16 protein-coding genes are annotated in these 16,812 nt (G+C 49.2%); 14 read left to right on the top strand and 2 right to left on the bottom strand.

Annotation, left to right across the window (positions count from 1 at the left end; translation table 11 throughout):
* Positions 1-2 precede the first annotated feature (2 nt).
* Entirely contained in the window at positions 3-800 is a 798-nt protein-coding gene (lgt, locus tag BZG76_RS13380; protein ID WP_021023311.1) for a prolipoprotein diacylglyceryl transferase, read from the top strand.
* A gap of 89 nt (positions 801-889) precedes the next feature.
* A complete protein-coding gene (locus BZG76_RS13375) occupies positions 890-1,729 on the top strand; it encodes a thymidylate synthase (RefSeq protein WP_021023310.1) in 840 nt (279 codons plus the stop codon).
* A gap of 137 nt (positions 1,730-1,866) precedes the next feature.
* Here BZG76_RS13375 and BZG76_RS13370 read toward each other — a convergent pair whose 3' ends face one another.
* Positions 1,867-3,015: a Na/Pi symporter gene (locus BZG76_RS13370; RefSeq protein WP_077461731.1), complete on the bottom strand. Its 1,149-nt coding sequence runs from the start codon at positions 3,013-3,015 to the stop codon at positions 1,867-1,869.
* A gap of 434 nt (positions 3,016-3,449) precedes the next feature.
* Between BZG76_RS13370 and nhaA the strand changes: the two genes are divergently transcribed.
* The 4 genes from nhaA (at position 3,450) to BZG76_RS13350 (ending at position 6,244) form a co-directional block, all read left to right on the top strand.
* On the top strand, positions 3,450-4,655 hold the full coding sequence (gene nhaA / locus BZG76_RS13365) for a Na+/H+ antiporter NhaA (protein WP_077461730.1): 1,206 nt from the start codon (positions 3,450-3,452) through the stop codon (positions 4,653-4,655).
* Positions 4,624-4,905 carry a hypothetical protein gene (locus tag BZG76_RS13360; protein WP_077461729.1) on the top strand — a complete coding sequence of 94 codons (282 nt, stop codon included), beginning with the start codon at positions 4,624-4,626 and terminating at the stop codon, positions 4,903-4,905. Before nhaA ends, BZG76_RS13360 begins: the two co-directional genes overlap by 32 nt.
* Before the next feature lie 73 nt (positions 4,906-4,978).
* On the top strand, positions 4,979-5,872 hold the full coding sequence (nhaR, locus tag BZG76_RS13355; protein ID WP_025744420.1) for a transcriptional activator NhaR: 894 nt from the start codon (positions 4,979-4,981) through the stop codon (positions 5,870-5,872).
* 66 nt (positions 5,873-5,938) lie between these two features.
* Positions 5,939-6,244 (top strand): ArsR/SmtB family transcription factor, encoded by a 306-nt coding sequence (locus BZG76_RS13350; RefSeq protein ID WP_021023305.1) that lies wholly within the window; start codon positions 5,939-5,941, stop codon positions 6,242-6,244.
* Between the two features lie 80 nt (positions 6,245-6,324).
* Here BZG76_RS13350 and rpsT read toward each other — a convergent pair whose 3' ends face one another.
* The gene (gene rpsT, locus BZG76_RS13345; protein WP_021023304.1) at positions 6,325-6,585 is read right to left on the bottom strand and encodes a 30S ribosomal protein S20; all 261 of its coding nucleotides are present in this window, start codon (positions 6,583-6,585) and stop codon (positions 6,325-6,327) included.
* A 275-nt stretch (positions 6,586-6,860) separates the two neighbouring features.
* On the opposite strand from rpsT, the gene murJ reads away from it, so the two are divergent.
* From murJ to carA, 8 genes are all read left to right on the top strand, one after another.
* A complete protein-coding gene (gene murJ / locus BZG76_RS13340) occupies positions 6,861-8,432 on the top strand; it encodes a murein biosynthesis integral membrane protein MurJ (RefSeq protein ID WP_077461728.1) in 1,572 nt (523 codons plus the stop codon).
* Between the two features lie 91 nt (positions 8,433-8,523).
* Positions 8,524-9,465 carry a bifunctional riboflavin kinase/FAD synthetase gene (ribF, locus tag BZG76_RS13335; RefSeq protein ID WP_077461727.1) on the top strand — a complete coding sequence of 314 codons (942 nt, stop codon included), beginning with the start codon at positions 8,524-8,526 and terminating at the stop codon, positions 9,463-9,465.
* Positions 9,466-9,493: 28 nt separating this feature from the next.
* Positions 9,494-12,319 (top strand): isoleucine--tRNA ligase, encoded by a 2,826-nt coding sequence (gene ileS / locus BZG76_RS13330; RefSeq protein ID WP_077461726.1) that lies wholly within the window; start codon positions 9,494-9,496, stop codon positions 12,317-12,319.
* The gene (gene lspA, locus BZG76_RS13325) at positions 12,319-12,828 is read left to right on the top strand and encodes a signal peptidase II (protein ID WP_077461725.1); all 510 of its coding nucleotides are present in this window, start codon (positions 12,319-12,321) and stop codon (positions 12,826-12,828) included. Before ileS ends, lspA begins: the two co-directional genes overlap by 1 nt.
* Positions 12,829-12,871: 43 nt before the next feature.
* Complete coding sequence (gene fkpB / locus BZG76_RS13320; RefSeq protein WP_077461724.1) at positions 12,872-13,303, top strand: FKBP-type peptidyl-prolyl cis-trans isomerase; 432 nt, start codon at positions 12,872-12,874, stop codon at positions 13,301-13,303.
* Positions 13,304-13,312: 9 nt separating this feature from the next.
* Positions 13,313-14,257 carry a 4-hydroxy-3-methylbut-2-enyl diphosphate reductase gene (ispH, locus tag BZG76_RS13315; protein ID WP_077461723.1) on the top strand — a complete coding sequence of 315 codons (945 nt, stop codon included), beginning with the start codon at positions 13,313-13,315 and terminating at the stop codon, positions 14,255-14,257.
* Between the two features lie 136 nt (positions 14,258-14,393).
* Positions 14,394-15,197 carry a 4-hydroxy-tetrahydrodipicolinate reductase gene (dapB, locus tag BZG76_RS13310; protein WP_021023297.1) on the top strand — a complete coding sequence of 268 codons (804 nt, stop codon included), beginning with the start codon at positions 14,394-14,396 and terminating at the stop codon, positions 15,195-15,197.
* Between the two features lie 466 nt (positions 15,198-15,663).
* The gene (gene carA / locus BZG76_RS13305) at positions 15,664-16,803 is read left to right on the top strand and encodes a glutamine-hydrolyzing carbamoyl-phosphate synthase small subunit (protein WP_077461759.1); all 1,140 of its coding nucleotides are present in this window, start codon (positions 15,664-15,666) and stop codon (positions 16,801-16,803) included.
* Positions 16,804-16,812 lie beyond the last annotated feature (9 nt).

Genomic DNA, 16,812 nt, shown 5'->3' with positions numbered 1-16,812 from the left:
TCATGGCTGAAGGTTATTTCACCTTTCCGTCAATCGACCCGGTATTAATCGAGTTAGGCCCCATAGCGGTACGCTGGTACGGGTTGATGTATTTGTTAGGGTTTGTGTTTGCTCTTTGGCTGGCAAACCATCGTGCGACAAAACCCAACAGTGGTTGGAACAAAGAAGAAGTCAGCGATCTGCTGTTTGCCGGCTTTCTTGGCGTGGTATTGGGTGGACGCATTGGCTATGTGCTTTTTTACCAATTGGATGCTTTTATCGCCGACCCCTTGTTTTTGTTCAAAGTATGGACAGGAGGCATGTCCTTCCATGGTGGTCTGTTGGGTGTGATCACCGCCATGGCATGGTATGCACGTAAAACGCAGCGCCACTTTTTTACCGTGGCTGACTTTATTGCGCCGTTAGTACCATTCGGCCTTGGCGCTGGCCGGTTGGGCAACTTTATGAACGGTGAGCTATGGGGGCGCGTCACGGATGTGCCTTGGGCAATGGTCTTTCCAACCGGGGGCCCGTGGCCACGCCATCCCTCGCAGCTTTATGAGTTTGCATTAGAAGGCGTCGCGTTATTTGTGATCCTCAATATGTACATTAAAAAGCCACGCCCAATGGGGGCGGTCTCGGGGCTTTTCTTGGCCGGTTACGGCACATTCCGCTTTACCGTGGAGTATTTCCGCGAGCCAGATGCACATCTTGGACTGTTTGGTGATCTGTTAAGCATGGGGCAGCTACTCTCGTTGCCAATGATTGTGGCAGGCGCATTGATGATTCTATGGGCTTACAAGCGCAGGCCTGCACCATGATTAATGTCGCGTAATCAGATATACTGTTTATCACACCAAGGCACCCTATGCGGTGCCTTTTGTTTGTTCGGTCAATGATAGGAAACACTATGAAGCAGTATCAGGCGTTGATGCAGGATATTCTCGATAATGGGACAGATAGGGGAGATCGCACGGGTGTCGGAACGCGATCGATATTTGGACGCCAACTACGGTTCGACCTTGCTGAAGGCTTTCCACTGTTAACGACCAAAAAACTCTATACCCGAGCGATTATCCACGAGCTTTTGTGGTTTCTTAACGGCGAGACTAACATCCAGTACTTACAAGACAACAAGGTACGTATTTGGGATGAATGGGCCACCGAGCAAGGTGATCTCGGTCCCGTCTATGGCGCTCAGTGGCGCTCTTGGGCGTGTCCAGATGGCTCAACCGTGGATCAGATTGCGCAATTGATCGAGCAAATTAAAACCAAACCCAATTCGCGTCGCCATATTATCACTGCGTGGAACCCTGCCGATTTGCCGGATGAGTCCATCAGCCCATCAGAGAACGCGGAGCAAGGCAAAATGGCCTTGGCCCCTTGCCATTGTTTGTTTCAGTTCTACGTGGCGGATGGCAAGCTCTCATGCCAGCTTTATCAGCGTAGTGCAGACTACTTCTTGGGTGTGCCGTTTAATATTGCCAGCTATGCGCTGTTCACCCATATGGTGGCGCAACAGTGCGACCTAGCGGTCGGTGATTTTGTCCATACTTTCGGTGATGTTCACCTTTATCATAACCATCTGACCGATGATATTGTCCATGAACAGCTAAAGCGTGAACCGCGTGCGTTGCCGACATTGACCATTAAACGCAAGCCTGCCTCTATCTTTGAATATAAAATCGATGACTTTGAGATTGCAGGCTACGATCCGCATCCGACCATTAAAGCGCCGATTGCGGTTTAACGCATAGCGGTTTAACACATAGCTGTTTGATAGGCAGTAACGTTAACGAGACGACTTGGTGTCATCTTGAGCCAATTTTCAATAAAAAAAACGCAGCCAGCTGGCTGCGTTTTTTGTGTGCGACCTAAATCTTAGGCTTATTGAGATAAGAGGACGATGCTGCCTGGGATTACAACAAAGACCATGCTGATATAAACGAGGACGGCCATTTTTGATTTGGCGGCCATTTTGCCCAACAAGTCTGCACCTTTGAGCGGTAATTCGCGTAAAAACGGCACACCAAAGATAAGCGCGGTGGCTAGGATATTAAAACTAAGGTGTACTAATGCAATTTGCAGCGCAAAGACGGCGAACTCGCCCGTGACGGCTGTGGCGGCAAGTAACGCGGTAATGCAGGTACCAATATTTGCGCCCAATGTGAATGGATAAATATCACGCACCTTTAACACGCCTGAGCCGACCAATGGCACCATCAAGCTAGTGGTCGTTGATGAAGATTGCACCAACACAGTGACGATTGAGCCTGAGAAAATACCATGCAATGGACCGCGACCGATAGCATTTTTAAGCATGTCTTTTGCCCGACCCACCATCAGTTTTTTCATCACGCGACCCATCACGGTGATGGCAATGACAATGGTGACAATGCCCATGGCAATCATCACGAAGCCACCAATGTTGCCCGGGAAGATGGCATCCAAGGGCGATTGCACAGCATTAACGACGGGTTTGGTCAATGGCTTAATAAAGTTTAACCCCTTGATACTCATATCGTTCGCTTGTGCCAATGGCGACACCAACCAGCCAGAAATTTTATTCAGTATTCCAAATGCCATTTCGAGTGGGAGAAAAATAGCAACGGCAAAGAGATTAAAGAAGTCATGAACAGTGGCACAACTAAAGGCACGACTAAACTCTACTTTACAGCGGGCATGGCCTAAACTGACGATAGTATTAGTCACTGAGGTACCCACGTTGGCTCCCATTACCATGGGAATCGCCGCTTCAACCGGCAAGCCACCCGCGACCAGGCCGACGATAATAGACGTCACGGTACTTGAAGATTGAATCAATGCAGTGGCAACAATACCAATCATTAAGCCAGCTACGGGATGAGACGCAAACGCAAAGAGCGTCTTCGCTTCGTCGCCTACGGCCCATTTGAAGCCGCTTCCTACCATGGCAACGGCCACCAGTAGGAGGTAAAGCATAACGGCAAGCTTGGTCCAACGGAACCAATTTGAGGAGCTCTGAGTTGCCTCTACTGCTGTAGCATGGGGAGTCATAAGATATCTCCGTGACAATTCGATGTCAGTTTAGTGTCAAAGCAAAATCTGAGGCGATAGTAAAAAGGGAATATTTCAGAAATATGACATAAATACTGCAGTGAGTTGAAAATACGATCTTGGCACGGATATGCCGCAGCAAAAGCGCTGTTACCCCCCTGATTCCTAGCGTTATTTGTCTCTAAATACACGGCTAGAAAAAACAGAGATAAAAATGTAACAACAAGGTTGAAATCGACACTATGCTAGAGAGAAAGCGTTAAGCTATAAGTCGGTAAACAGGATATAAAAGCGTTAGACTACGAATAAATCAATGGTAAGTTAGTTTTAACATCGGTTTTCCCGATGTTTACTATCAGAACAAACGATTTTTCTAAAAGTGGTCTGACTGTCTAGACTACTGAAATCCACTTTTATTGTATGGAGTGCTCTAAATGACTGATGTCATTCGTCAGTTTCTGAAAATGGAATCCGCAGGAGGTATTGTGCTGATTGTAGCGGCGGTATTAGCGATGTTCGTAGCGAACTCGGATTTACAGCCTTTATATGACAGCACGCTTCATACCTATGTAGCAGGCTTATCCGTTGGTCATTGGATCAACGATGGCCTGATGGTGATTTTTTTCCTGCTGATTGGTTTGGAAGTTAAACGTGAGTTGGTTCAAGGTGCCCTAAACTCAAAAGACAAAGCCACATTCCCTGCGGTTGCAGCGATCGGAGGTATGCTTGCTCCCGCACTGGTTTACTTGGCGTTCAACTGGGGCGACCCACTGGCCGTGTCTGGTTGGGCTATCCCAGCTGCTACGGATATCGCGTTTGCGCTCGGTGTGTTGGCGTTGTTGGGTAATCGTGTCCCGCTTGCGTTAAAAGTATTCTTACTGGCATTGGCGATCATTGATGATCTCGGGGTGATTGTGATCATTGCCCTGTTTTACAGTAGCGACTTATCGCTGGTAGCCCTAGCGTCAGCCTTTATAGCCACTGTGGTACTGGTGGCGATGAATATGCGCAAAGTGACCAGTATTCCTGCGTACGTCGTGGTTGGACTGATTTTATGGTTCAGCGTGTTGCAATCGGGCGTTCATGCGACGCTTGCCGGTGTGGTGCTTGGTTTTGCCATCCCGCTTAAAGGTAAAACGGATGATGCCCCCTCGCCATTGAAAAAAATGGAACATGCGCTGCATCCATACGTGTCGTATCTGATTTTGCCGATTTTTGCGTTCGCGAATGCTGGGGTATCGCTTGACGGTGTATCACTGGCTAACTTGACGGAAATGTTGCCGCTAGGTATTGCCTTAGGCTTGCTTCTGGGTAAACCACTTGGGATCTTTACCTTTAGTTGGGCCGCAGTGAAATTAGGTATTGCCAAACTGCCAGCACGCGTGAATTTCACCCATATCTTTGCCGTGTCAGTGCTCTGTGGTATTGGTTTCACCATGTCTATCTTTATCTCATCACTGGCCTTTGTTGGTGTGAATGGCGAGTTCGTCACACTCTCTCGTCTTGGTATCTTGATAGGATCGACCTTGGCGGCCGTGATTGGCTACGTAGTGTTGCACTTTGCACTGCCACCAGCCAGCGCGCTTGCAGATGAACAAGGAGACGAGTATGAAGAAGGTAATACTGGCGTTGATTACTAGCCTGGTTACCGTCTCTGGCTCTGCCATGGCGGTAAACCAAGATATGTATTGCAACGGAAAGCAAGACCAAAGCGATGTTTGCCAAGCCTATCGCGCAGGTGTTGCGGCCGGAAAGGCGATGACATCGAACGTTGATAAGGTTGATAGAGAAGAACAGGATAAATCCTCAAGCTTCTCAGAGCGTGCTTTAGAGCATCGAGCGGGTGAGCGGGTAAGAAAGCCGCTTGATAAAGACGATGTGAAAAACTAAAACGTGTATGCCACTTGAAGGCGCCAGAGAGGCAGCGTAAGCTGCTTCGTCTGGCGTTTTTTTATCTATCAGCATGGCTCACCTAAATTACAACCACCTGTACTACTTCTGGATGGTCTGCAAGCAAGGTTCAATCACCCAAGGGGCGGATAAGCTTTGTTTAACACCACAAACCGTTACTGGGCAAATTCGGGCTCTGGAACAGCGCTTAAATGGTAAGCTCACTAAACGCAATGGGCGCTACGTGGAGCCCACTGAGCTCGGCCAGCTGGTTTTTAAATATGCTGATCGTATGTTTGGTCTGAGCTACGAAATGCTAGATATTGTCAATTACAGCCAGCAAGAGAATATCTTATTCGATGTTGGGGTTGCTGATGCATTATCGAAGCGGCTGATTAGCCAAATTCTCTTGCATGCGATACCTCACGATAACGCCATCCACCTGCGCTGTTTTGAATCCACGCATGAAATGCTACTTGAGCAACTCGCAGAGCATAAATTAGATATGATCCTTTCAGACTGCCCGATAGATTCGACCCAACAGGCCGGCTTATTTAGCGTCAAGTTAGGTGAAAGTAGCATGAGCTTATATTCCTCAAACCCTGCAGAAGACCTCGATGTGCCGTTACCTATACGTTTAGCGACACAGAAAGTCTTAATTCCTAGCAAATCGACCGCAATGGGACGTAAGTTAACGCAGTGGTTTGATCAACAAGGCATCGTACCTAATATTCTGGGAGAATTTGACGATTCCGCCTTAATGAAAGCGTTTGGGATTAGTCATCAAGCGTTATTTATTGCACCTACGACCTATGCTGAGGAAGTCACCCGTTTGGGTCAAGCGATACAAATTGCTGAGCTGAGTGTGGTAAAAGAGGAATATTTCGTTATCTTTGCGGAACGTATGATTCAGCACCCAGCGGTCAAAAGGATTTGTGAGGCAGATTACAGTCACTTGTTTGTTTAGTTACAAGCTAGCATAAAGATCGTGCTAGACTCGTGCCATTGAGTATTAACTGATGATGGAAGTTGAATGGATTTAGCCCGCATGCAGCAGAATGGGCCTAAGGCAGTCAGCCTGCTAAAAGCCATGGCCAATGAAAAACGCCTTTTTATTCTGTGTTATTTACTACAAGGTGAATTGTCGGTGGGGCAGTTAGTGGAGCGGGTTCCTCTGAGCCAGTCAGCCTTATCGCAGCATCTCGCTTGGTTACGAAAAGATGGTCTGGTGACAACGCGCAAAGAGGCGCAGACGGTATATTATTCGCTAAAAAGTGATGAAGTCGTCGCTGTCATTCAGCTTTTACATGATCTCTACTGCAGCGAAACCGTGAGTTAGCACCTGGGTAAGCAACAAGTGATAAGTAAAAAAAAACCGGCCAAGGCCGGTTTTTTTTTATCTCTATGCAAAGAGCAATCTTACAGCGCTTTAATTTGTGCTGAGAATGCTGCTTTGTAACGAGCTGCTTTATTCTTGTGGATCATGCCTTTAGTGGCTGAACGATCAAGAATAGGCTGAACTTGTGCAAAAGCAGCAGTTGCCGCTTCTTTGTCGCCTGCAGCAATTGCTGAAGCAGTTTTCTTCATATAGGTGCGCATCATAGAGCGACGGCTTGCGTTGTGCTGGCGACGCTTTTCAGACTGGATCGCACGCTTCTTAGCAGATTTGATATTCGCCAAGGGTCTAACTCCCAAATCTTTTTGTTCGGTGACATTTCAAGGCGGAGGACTATGCCTCTTTTTGCCTCTATTGTCAATTCATTTGTGCAAAGATCCGCCGCTCCAAGGTAGTATTGGCGCTGCGGGGTTATCACAGTTAATATGGCGGCTGATTCTATCAGCATTTCAGCCCCGACGTCACCTATATTTCGATTTGTTCTCCCTTTCGGCGTATCGCCAGGGGCGAAAAAGTAGAAGCAACGCGCGCATCGGGCACGTGTTTTCAAGAGGTTACCGTGAGTAAGCGACTTTTACGCTCTGGGCTCATCGTGAGCACCATGACATTAGCGTCCCGTGTTTTAGGATTGGTGCGCGATGTTGTCATTGCCAACTTAATGGGCGCGGGTGCGGCCGCCGATGTCTTTTTCTTTGCCAATAAAATCCCTAATTTTTTGCGTCGTCTATTTGCCGAAGGGGCATTTTCACAAGCGTTTGTGCCGGTATTAACCGAATACCAGGCGCTTGATAAAGATGATACCACCCGAGCCTACTCACGCGAGTTAGTGGCCAATGTGGTCGGCACGCTTGGTGGGCTGGTCACTGTTGTGACATTGCTAGGTGTGGTCGGATCGCCCGTTTTAGCCGCGTTGTTTGGTACCGGTTGGTTTGTCGATTGGCTAGACGGCGGGCCTGATGGTGCAAAATTTGAGTTAGCCAGCTTGATGTTGAAAATCACTTTCCCCTATTTGTGGTTTATTACCTTTGTTGCGCTATCGGGGGCTATCCTTAACACGCTGAATAAATTTGCAGTTTCCAGCTTTACGCCGGTGTTTTTAAACGTTGCGATTATTGCTGCGGCGATCGGTCTATCCCCGCATTTGGCACAACCTGAAATAGGCCTTGCGATCGGTGTGTTTGCAGGCGGTGTGATTCAACTTTTGTTCCAACTGCCTTTTTTAGCGCAAGAGGGGATGCTCGTGCGGCCTAAATGGGGATGGCATCATCCCGGCGTTGTCAAAATTCGACAGTTAATGATCCCAGCATTGTTTGGGGTATCCGTGAGTCAGATTAATCTGTTATTCGATACCTTTATTGCTAGCTTCTTAATGACGGGTTCTATCAGTTGGCTGTATTACTCCGATCGTTTATTAGAGTTCCCACTGGGGTTATTTGGCATTGCGATTGCGACGGTGATCTTGCCCGCGTTATCCAAAAAACATGTCGATAAATCGGCGGATCAGTTTGCTGCGACCATGGATTGGGGCGTACGTATGGTTCTGCTACTCGGGATCCCCGCCATGGCTGGATTAATTGTGCTCGCCAAGCCCATGTTGATGGTGCTGTTTATGCGGGGTGAATTTGGTGTACCTGACGTGGAGGCGGCCAGTCTATCTCTGGTGGCTTATGCTTGTGGTTTAGTCAATTTTATGGTGATCAAAGTCCTGGCGCCTGGTTATTATGCGCGCCAAGATACTAAAACACCGGTCAAATACGGTGTCATCGCAATGGTCAGCAATATGGTCTTTAATGCGATTTTTGCCTATTTCTTCAGCTACGTGGGGCTAGCAATGGCCACGGCCTTATCGGCGCTGATTAATGCAGGCCTGTTGTATCAAGGGCTACACCGTCGTCATATTTATCGCCTTTCTCGAGACACAGTGACGTTTATTGTTAAGTTACTGGTGGCTGTTTGTGCCATGGTCATTGGGCTTTATGTTTTGATGCCGAGTTTGTCACAATGGGTGGCTATGCCATTATTCTCTCGCAGCATTAGCTTGGCTGGCTGTATTCTTGGCGGGGGGAGCCTCTATCTGATCACGGCAGTGATGTTTGGTGTGAGATTAGGCGATATCCGCCACCGAGGATGATGGTAAGCGCGGAATATCAATCCAGGGCTGATTGCCAGCGCTGACTAGTATATAATCCGCCAGTTTTTATAGTTCAAATAGTCAGCAGGCGATGGAATTAATTCGAGGCATTCACAATATCCGGGCCAAACACCGAGGCTGTGTACTCACCATCGGTAACTTTGATGGTGTCCACCTTGGGCACCAAGCGGTCTTGCGCCAAGTGGTCGAGAAGGCCAGGGCCCTCGATTTGCCTGCGACTGTCATGCTGTTTGAGCCTCAACCGCTCGAATTGTTTCAAGGCGATCAGGCTCCTGCACGTTTATCCCGGCTGCGTGACAAATATAGTCAACTGGCTAAGTTAGGCGTGGATAGGCTGTTGTGTGTCAGCTTTACACCAGCATTTGCCGCCATGAGCCCGGATGCCTTTGTTGATCGCTTGTTGGTCAATCAATTGGGTGTTAAGTTTCTGGTAGTGGGTGACGACTTTCGCTTTGGCCTCAAGCGTGCCGGTGACTTCTCTCGATTAGAGCAAGCCGGGAAAGAGCATCACTTTGCGGTGGTGAGTACCGAAAGCTTTTGTGTCAGCGACCGACGGGTGAGTAGCACCGCTATCCGAGATGCGCTTCTCGCGGGCCAGTTAGAGGCGGCAGCCGATATGTTGGGGCGACCCTACAGTATTTGCGGGCGGGTCGCGCATGGGCGAAAGCTTGGACGTACGATCGGCTTTCCTACCGCGAATGTGCTGCTTAAGCGGCGAGTCTCTCCTGTATCGGGTGTGTACGCGGTAACCGTGTCCGGTGCGCGTGCAGGGCAATCTTTGCCGGGCGTTGCCAACGTGGGTAATCGACCGACGGTCAATGGCACCCATCAGCAGTTAGAAGTGCATCTATTCGATCAAACGCTCGATTTATACGGCAAACAATTAGAAGTTAGCCTACTGCACAAATTGCGTGATGAAACCAAATTCGCGTCAGTAGACGCATTAAAAATGCAAATTCAACGAGATGCATCGGCAGCGCGTGCGTGGCTGGCTGATGGCAATAATGTCTAGAGTAACCTCCATACGGAATCAATAATCAATGAGTGACTACAAAGATACCTTAAACCTGCCGGAAACTGCGTTTCCGATGCGAGGTAATCTTGCTAAGCGCGAGCCTGATATGCTCAAGCGTTGGTATGATGAAGATCTTTACGGTGCAATCCGTCAAGCGAAGCACGGCAAAAAAACATTTATTTTGCACGACGGCCCTCCGTACGCGAACGGCAATATTCATATTGGTCACTCTGTTAATAAAATTCTCAAAGACATTATTATTAAATCGAAAACGCTGGCGGACTATGACGCACCGTATGTCCCTGGCTGGGACTGCCACGGTCTACCTATCGAATTGATGGTAGAAAAAAAAGTGGGCAAGCCGGGTCAGAAAATCTCCACCGCCGAGTTCCGTGAAAAATGTCGTGAATACGCGGCCAAGCAAGTGGAAGGTCAAAAAGCCGACTTCAAACGTCTTGGCGTGTTAGGTGAGTGGGATAAACCCTATCTCACCATGGATTTTAAAACTGAGGCCAGCATCATCCGTGCCTTGGGTAAGATTGCGGATAATGGCCACTTGCACAAAGGGTTTAAACCGGTTCACTGGTGTACGGATTGTGGTTCAGCCCTTGCCGAAGCCGAAGTCGAGTATCAAGACAAGACGTCCCCATCGATTGACGTTATGTTCCGTGCGGTCGATGAACAGGCGCTCGTGAACACCTTTACCCTTGCTGGTGAGCATCAAGGCGAAGGGCCTGTTTCGGCGGTGATCTGGACGACGACGCCTTGGACTCTGCCGGCTAACCGCGCCGTTGCTGTGTCCGCGGATCTGGAATATGTGCTGGTGCAAGTCGAAGGCGAGCAGCCACAGCGCTTAATTCTGGCGGCAGAGTTGGCCAAAGACGTCATGGATCGTGCTGGTATCGAGCACTATCACAACCTTGGTTTTTGTAAAGGTGAAGCGTTAGAGCTGCAACGTGTTCAACACCCATTTTATGATTTTGACGTGCCGGTGATCCTTGGCGATCACGTGACAACTGAGTCGGGTACGGGGGTTGTCCACACTGCGCCTGGACACGGCCAAGAAGACTTCGTGGTGGGGAAAAAATACGACCTAGAAGTGGCCAATCCTGTGGGGAGCAATGGTGTGTATTTACCTGATACACCACTGTTTGCCGGTCAGCACGTGTTTAAAGCCAATGATAATGTCATTGAGACGCTTAAAACGCATGGCGCGCTGCTGCATCATCATGCCTATGAACACAGCTATCCGCACTGCTGGCGCCACAAAACGCCGATTATTTTCCGAGCGACGCCACAGTGGTTTATCGGCATGGATAAAGCCGGTCTGCGAGATAAAGCCTTACAAGAGATCAAAAACGTTGAATGGATCCCTGACTGGGGGCAAAGCCGCATTGAATCCATGGTTGAAGGCCGTCCAGACTGGTGTATTTCTCGTCAGCGTACCTGGGGCGTACCCATTGCTTTGTTCGTTCACAAAGAAACGTCAGAGCTTCACCCCGATACGATTAACCTGATTGAGCAGGTTGCACAGCGGGTAGAGCAATCGGGCATTCAAGCGTGGTGGGATTTGGATCTTAACGAGCTGCTTGGCGATGAAGCAGACCAGTACGAGAAAGTGCTGGATACGCTCGATGTATGGTTTGATTCAGGCGCGACGCACTATGCGGTGGTTAACCAGCGTGACGAGTTCAACGGCCAAGAAGCTGACATGTACCTCGAAGGGTCGGATCAGCACCGTGGTTGGTTCCAATCATCGTTAATGACCTCGGTCGCCATCAAAGAAAAGGCCCCGTATCGAAAAGTGCTGACTCATGGTTTCACCGTTGACGGCAAAGGCCGCAAGATGTCGAAATCTTTGGGGAACACCATCGCGCCGCAAGACGTGATGAACAAGCTGGGTGCCGATATTTTGCGTTTATGGGTGGCATCAACCGATTACACCGGTGAGATCACCGTTTCGGATGAGATCCTAAAACGCAGCGCCGATGCGTATCGTCGTATCCGCAACACCTCGCGTTTCTTGCTGGCTAATCTACATGGCTTTGATCCTAAAACCGACTTGGTTGCCCCAGACGATTTGGTCGCGGTCGATCGTTGGGCGGTGGGACGTGCGTTGGCGGCACAGCAAGAAATTACAGAAGCATTTGAAGCCTGTAATTTCCACCAAGTCACGCAACGCTTGATGCAGTTCTGCTCGATTGAGATGGGCTCTTTTTATCTCGATATTATTAAGGATCGCCAATACACCGCGAAAGCCGGCAGCCATGCGCACCGAAGCTGCCAAACGGCACTGTTCCACATTGTCGAAGCCTTGGTCCGTTGGATGGCTCCTATTATGTCGTTCACGGCGGATGAAATTTGGAATGAAATGCCGGGTGAGCGTAGCAAGTTTGTCTTTACCGATGTCTGGTATGACGGCCTGTTTGATCTTGAAGACAGTGCTGCCCTTAATCAGGCGTTCTGGGCGAAATTGTTAAACGTGCGCGATGCGGTCAATAAAACGCTTGAACAGGCCCGTAACGAAAAAGTCATTGGTGGCTCACTAGAAGCCGAAGTGACCCTGTATGCGCCCGCCGATTTTGCCGAAAAACTGCGCTTAATGGGCGATGAACTTCGCTTTGTGCTGTTAACGTCAAAAGCAACTGTGGTCGCCGGTGAAGCCCCAATATCTGCGACGAAAACGGATGTTGAAGGCCTTGCTGTTGAGGTGACGGCTTCAAGTGCGGCGAAGTGCGAACGCTGCTGGCATCACGTCGCCGACGTGGGCACCATTGCTGRCCATGAAGAGATCTGTGGCCGTTGTGTGACCAACATTGCAGGAGAAGGCGAAACTCGCCAATTTGCGTGATGCAGACTCTTTCCCTCTCGCAATCAGGATGGCGCTGGCTTTGGCTGGCGCCTCTGGTGTTTGCGCTCGATATTAGTAGTAAGTGGCTGGTGATGCAAACCATGGAATACGGGTTTGCTAACCGCATTGAACTGTTGCCTTTTTTTAATCTTACCTACGTGCACAACCATGGCGCAGCCTTTAGTTTTTTGAGTGATGCTGGAGGCTGGCAGCGTTGGCTGTTTAGCGTGATTGCACTAGGAGTCAGTGGATTACTGGCTTATTGGATGCGGACCACCCCAGCAAGCCAACGGCTGATCAATATTGCCTATGCGATGATCATCGGCGGCGCATTGGGTAATTTATTTGATCGGCTTGTTCATGGTTATGTCATCGACTTTTTAGATTTTTACATTGGCACGTCGCATTGGCCGGCGTTTAACTTGGCGGATTCCGCGATTTGTTTGGGGGCGGCGTTGGTGATTCTGGAAAGTTTTCGTCAGGACGCGTCATCGACCAAGCAGGGATAATGCGTATCTATCTGCACACTCCGACTTTCAAAAAGGATGAATCATGAAAGCGATCAGCGCCGCTAGCGAAGTGATTATGCATTTTACCATCAAGCTTGAAGATGGCTCGGTGGCCGATACCACCCATAATGCGGGGAAGCCTGCGAAATTGGTGATGGGAGACGCCAGTCTGACCGAAAACTTTGAAAACTGCTTACTGGGCTTAAAAGAAGGCGCCTCGAGTAGCTTTACCTTAGCGCCTGAAGATGCCTTTGGGCAGCCAAACCCTGATAATATTCATTATATGGATCGCCGCCATTTCGGAGGAGAAACACCCGCCGAAGAAGGTGCGATCATTGCGTTTAGTGGTCCTCAAGGGCAAGAAATTCCGGGGATTATTACCGCGGTCTCTGGCGACTCAGTCACCGTTGACTTTAATCATCCTTTGGCGGGTAAAACCGTCATTTTTGACGTTGAAATTATAAGTGTGCAATAAGGCGTAGTCATGAAGATCCTACTTGCCAATCCCCGTGGCTTTTGTGCGGGCGTCGATCGTGCAATCAGTATTGTTGAACGAGCGTTAGAAATCTATCAACCGCCGATTTATGTGCGTCATGAAGTGGTGCACAACCGTTTCGTCGTGGAAGGGTTAAAGCAGCGTGGGGCGATTTTTGTTGAGCAGATCAGCGAAGTGCCTGACGACAGTATTGTGATCTTCTCTGCACACGGTGTATCACAAGCGGTGCGGAACGAGGCGAAATCGCGTCAATTGACCGTGTTTGATGCCACCTGTCCATTGGTGACCAAGGTCCATATGGAAGTGGCGCGCGCAAGCCGCAAAAACATGGAAGTGGTGCTGATAGGCCATGCGGGCCACCCAGAAGTGGAAGGCACCATGGGTCAATACGCCAGCGAAACGGGTGGCATGTATTTGGTCGAAACCCCAGACGATGTCTATACCCTCAAGGTCAACGATCCAGATAACCTACACTATGTCAGTCAAACCACACTGTCTGTGGATGAAACGGCAGATGTGATTGATACCTTGCGGCAGGTATTTCCCAATATCCAAGGCCCGCGCAAAGATGATATTTGTTATGCCACACAGAACCGCCAAGATGCAGTACGCGATCTTGCGCAAAGCTGTGATGTGATGATTGTCGTTGGGTCGAAAAATAGCTCAAATTCAAATCGCCTCCGTGAGCTTTCTGAAAAGCTAGGTACGCCTGGGTATTTGGTTGATACAGCACAAGACATTGCCCCCGCTTGGTTAGACGGCAAGCATACCGTTGGGATCACGGCAGGGGCATCGGCGCCTGAAGAGCTGGTGAATCATATTATCGAGCGCATCAAGCAGCTTGGTGCCACAGAGGTTGAAAATCTCTCTGGACGAGAAGAAAACATGTTCTTTGAAGTGCCGAAGGAATTACAAATTCGTGAAGTCACTTAACCGTGATGATCCAGACCAAAAAGGGAAGCGAAAGCTTCCCTTTTTTTCGCCAATATACAAGTGCCAGGGAACGCGCTAGAGTGGTCAGTTACGATCAAGGAGCCAATTTGCTGGCAAAGTGACAAAGGGGAAAATCATGGTACGTATTGCCATTGCAGGCGCGGCTGGACGAATGGGCCGCAACCTTATTCAAGCGGTTGCACAATACTCGGGCGCAACATTGGGCGCGGCGAGTGAGCGCCCTGAATCTAGCCTAGTAGGCACAGATGCGGGTGAGTTGGCAGGAATTGGCCGTTTAGGGGTTAACGTGGTGGACGACCTTGCTAATGTCAGTGATGACTTCGACGTGATTATCGACTTTACCGCACCATCGGCCACGATGGCGCATTTGGCGTTATGCCAACAACAAGGTAAACAATTAGTCATTGGCACCACCGGGTTTGACGAGGCGCAAAAACAAGTCATTCATGAGGCCGCTGAGTCAACTGCCTTAGTCATGGCGCCCAACTACAGTGTGGGGGTGAACCTAGTGTTTAAGTTGCTCGAGCAAGCCGCCAAAGTGATGGGGGAGGAATGCGATATTGAAATTGTTGAAGCCCACCACCGCCATAAAGTGGATGCCCCTTCAGGCACAGCGCTAGGTATGGGCGAAGCGATTGCGGGGGCAATGGGTAACAACCTCAGCGATGTGGCTGTCTATGCGCGAGAAGGGAATACGGGCGAGCGCAGCAAAGACGAGATTGGTTTTGCCACCCTTCGTGCCGGTGACATTGTTGGCGAACATACTGCGATGTTTGCCGATATCGGTGAGCGTGTTGAGATCACGCACAAGGCCTCAAACCGTAATACCTTTGCCAAAGGCGCGGTCCGTGCAGCGGTTTGGCTCAATCAGCACCCGTCGGGTTTTTATACCATGCAAGATGTCCTCGATTTAAAATAACTATTCATCGCGCTTCGGCGCGATGTTTTTTGCTTATACGTAAAACGCCCTCTCTGTTTGTGTTACTCCTCCAGCTTTATCTATTTTTTACTGGGCTCATATCGCTATTTTTGCACGAGACTGTATTTCTCAGGTGTTAAAAGTAAAGGTAAACGTTTGCTAATGAGCTTTTATTTTTTTAGACAGATATTGTGTCTTACGTAATGATGCTGGCAGTGATTTGGGTGTTTTTTGTACCGTAAAGTCGATTTAAGCTGTGTTTTATGGCGGCTTAGATAAGGAAATCTATTGAGTGGTGAATAAAGAAAACAAAAAAACGCGGGTTTGATTGACAGCTTCTCCATGCATCCCTAGAATGCGCGCAATTTGTCAAAATTCAGCTTGACGCGGGTTTTGATCTTAGATGGAATACGTAAATGCAACGTTAGTCGTTAAAAGTGCATTTTTATATAAACTGGAGGTTGTCTTGAGCAAGTTTGCGCTCTTAGTCCTAGAAGATGGGACAGTGTTCCACGGTACCCCGATCGGCGCGGATGGCTCCGCGGTGGGAGAAGTGGTTTTCAATACCTCGATGACGGGGTATCAAGAAATTGTCACCGACCCCTCTTATTCCCGTCAAATAGTCACTCTTACTTATCCCCACATTGGCAACACCGGCACCAATACCGAAGACGAAGAATCCTCCCAAGTTCACGCTCAAGGCCTCGTGATTCGTGATCTCCCTCTCTTAGCTAGCAACTTCCGCAATCAACAATCCCTTTCTGATTACCTCAAGCAACACAACATTGTTGGCATTGCCGACATTGATACGCGCAAGCTCACCCGTTTGTTGCGTGAAAAAGGGGCGCAAAATGGTTGCATTGTCGCTGGCGACAGCGTGGATGAAGCATTGGCTTTGGCTAACGCGCAAGATTTTCCTGGCCTCAAGGGCATGGATCTCGCCAAAGAAGTGACCACTCAGGAAAGCTATAGCTGGACACAAGGCTCTTGGCAACTTCATCAAGGCTTACCCGATGCTTTACCTGATAGTGAATTGCCTTATCACGTAGTGGCGTATGACTTTGGTGCCAAACGTAACATTTTACGTATGCTGGTTGACCGTGGCTGTCGTTTGACGGTGGTGCCTGCCACCACACCCGCAGACGAGGTGCTGGCGATGAATCCGGATGGAGTTTTCCTATCCAACGGTCCTGGCGACCCAGCCCCGTGTGACTACGCGATAGCGGCGACGCAAACCTTCTTAGCGAAAGGCATGCCTTTATTTGGTATTTGCTTGGGCCACCAAATTTTAGCACTGGCGAGCGGTGCTAAGACGGTGAAAATGAAATTCGGCCATCATGGTGCCAATCACCCGGTGAAAGATTTAGACCGAGACGTGGTGATGATCACCAGCCAAAACCATGGCTTTGCGGCCGATAAAGATAGCTTGCCAGACACATTGCGGGCGACCCATGTGTCTTTGTTCGATGGCAGCTTACAAGGCATTCATCATATTGAAAAACCCGCCTTTAGCTTCCAAGGCCACCCAGAGGCAAGTCCAGGACCGCATGATGCGGCGCCTCTTTTTGACCATTTTATCGACCTTATCAAACAACATCGCGCCTAATCGGAGTCG

It is taken from the genome of Salinivibrio sp. AR647 (assembly GCF_001995415.1).
GTDB lineage: Bacteria > Pseudomonadota > Gammaproteobacteria > Enterobacterales > Vibrionaceae > Salinivibrio > Salinivibrio costicola.
This window is presented reverse-complemented; position numbering and strand designations above follow the sequence as displayed.